Annotated in this window: 2 protein-coding genes; both read left to right on the forward strand. The window is 36.9% G+C overall.

Translation table 11 applies throughout. From position 1 onward, the window contains the following. Positions 1-383: 383 nt before the first annotated feature. Positions 384-977 carry a hypothetical protein gene (locus ED312_RS20200; RefSeq protein ID WP_123217839.1) on the forward strand — a complete coding sequence of 198 codons (594 nt, stop codon included), beginning with the start codon at positions 384-386 and terminating at the stop codon, positions 975-977. An 11-nt stretch (positions 978-988) separates the two neighbouring features. Further along, on the forward strand, positions 989-1,774 hold the full coding sequence (locus tag ED312_RS20205; RefSeq protein WP_170164574.1) for a M23 family metallopeptidase: 786 nt from the start codon (positions 989-991) through the stop codon (positions 1,772-1,774). Positions 1,775-1,997 lie beyond the last annotated feature (223 nt).

Raw genomic sequence — 1,997 nt, forward strand, 5'->3', positions numbered from 1 at the left:
CCTGGATAGACATTTGTGACAATTTTTGTCACCCATTTTTGAAAAATTCTAATATATAAAATAGGGAATAAACTCTGTTCTTTTATAGAGATTACAAGTATATGAAGTGATCTAAACTTTTTTAGAGATAAATAGGTCGTGGGTATTTGGGTTGCGAAGCAAGAAACATCACGCAGCCATGTAGCTGGGAAGAATTTAATTATCTGACATTTATGGCTATTGCACTAAAAAAAATCCATAAACCGTAAATGTCATTATAACATATTTTTTCTTATATATTCTATTGAAAAAAGTAATTATGCGTACTAATATTCTTCTATTTACGCGGTATTTACATTTATTTAATCTTAATAATGTTAAATTCTAATTAAAAATTAATTTCTATGAGAAACGTTTTATTTTTAAAATGCCTGTCAGGCATTATTTGTTGTACTATTTTCTTTTCATGCCAGGATGATGATCTTGTCAAGAAAGAACAGGTTTCTACTTCTTCCATTACTTTAATGGAGTTCCAAAAAGAGGACAAATTAAAAGAGGCTGAGAATTGGTATGCTAGCTATACGATCAAGAATGAAAGATTACAGGCAAAGGGTTCGACCCAATCTGATACTCCTGATTGGGAAGAGGCGAAATTGTTTAGTCTAACGCCTTCCCTGTCTGATCTTGTACGGGTTCCGATTCCCGGGTTTGAGGTCAATGTATCCTATCTGCCTAATATGAACCCACATGGATTTCGCGATCTTTTATTGCGCAAAATTGACAGTATGGAATACTTAATCAACTTTATAGAGATTCATCCGGACTCCACTTATTTCGACAAGTTAAATATCGATTATTCCGATTCCCGTAAAATGAGAAATACGATTAGTGATTCTGATTTTACCGGATATTTTCTGGTTTACAATAAGGACCGGCAATTGATTTATGGAGAAAGACGGGAAAAGGGCATAACGGTATCTAAACTGGCTAACAAATAATGTTTAAACATATGAAGAAGCAATTTTACTATATTATCCCGGTATTTATATTTTTGTTAAATACCAACCAAACCAATGCTCAATGCGAAAATTTTTCAGCGCTCGAATTGAAGGCATTTGGTCCGTGGCTATGTCCGGATTATGCCCGGCGTTTAATAAATCTGGAGGGAGTTGTACTAACCCCGCGTAAAACTAATAGTGTCTCAGATGGCGTGTTTTTCCCGGACAATTTTCCCACAACGCCTCCTGGTGGCGGAAATAGCGTAAGCAATGATGGCAATGGGATAGATACGCCCTGTAAAGGCGATCCCATAAGAAATCCGAGTATAGCTCCGTCCAGTGCCGGGAATTATAAGGGCGGCACATATGGTTATACAAGAAACGGAGGGACCAAATTTCACGATGGTATGGATATTGTGGCTGAACCCAATAGCAAATTGTACTCGATGTATGATGGAGTTGTCATATCTATCAGGACAAGTTTTTCTGCCGGGCAATATGCTGCTGACAGTTATGGAAATTTTGTAATGATCAAAAGTATTGTTAATAACAAGGTTGTCTACCTAAAGTACAACCATTTGAACTCCGTAAATTCAGAGATTAAAGTCGGAACCCAGGTAGAACAAGGAGCCGTCATAGGAACTACGGGGACTACGGGAAATGCTGCAGCTAATGGAGTGGTTCCTCATACACACATACAGGCAAGAAATGAAGATGGCGAATCCATAGACCCGGACCCGTATATAGCCACAACCTTTGATAAAACAACCGGGGAGGGAACTTCTCCTTGTTATTAAATTATTAATCCGAGTTATAATATTCAATGGACATTCAATATTAAATACATTCTATTATGAAAACATTTTTTTATTTAATGGTTTTAATGTTAGTCAGTGTACCGCTAAGTGCACAAACAATAGAAATAAACACCCTTTATCTTACGAAATCCGGTTCTCAGGCTAAAGTTTATCCTGATGATAATATATCCAGGGCAACCCAGGTTTTTGGTGCACCGAGTGA

The sequence above is a fragment of the Sinomicrobium pectinilyticum genome, from assembly GCF_003725735.1.
Classification (GTDB): domain Bacteria; phylum Bacteroidota; class Bacteroidia; order Flavobacteriales; family Flavobacteriaceae; genus Sinomicrobium; species Sinomicrobium pectinilyticum.

What these genes read in the sequence shown, in the direction of transcription:
- ED312_RS20200 (WP_123217839.1), top strand. Translation starts at nt 384, where the DNA reads ATGAGAAACGTTTTATTTTTAAAATGCCTGTCAGGCATTATTTGTTGT.
- ED312_RS20205 (WP_170164574.1), top strand. Translation starts at nt 989, where the DNA reads ATGAAGAAGCAATTTTACTATATTATCCCGGTATTTATATTTTTGTTA.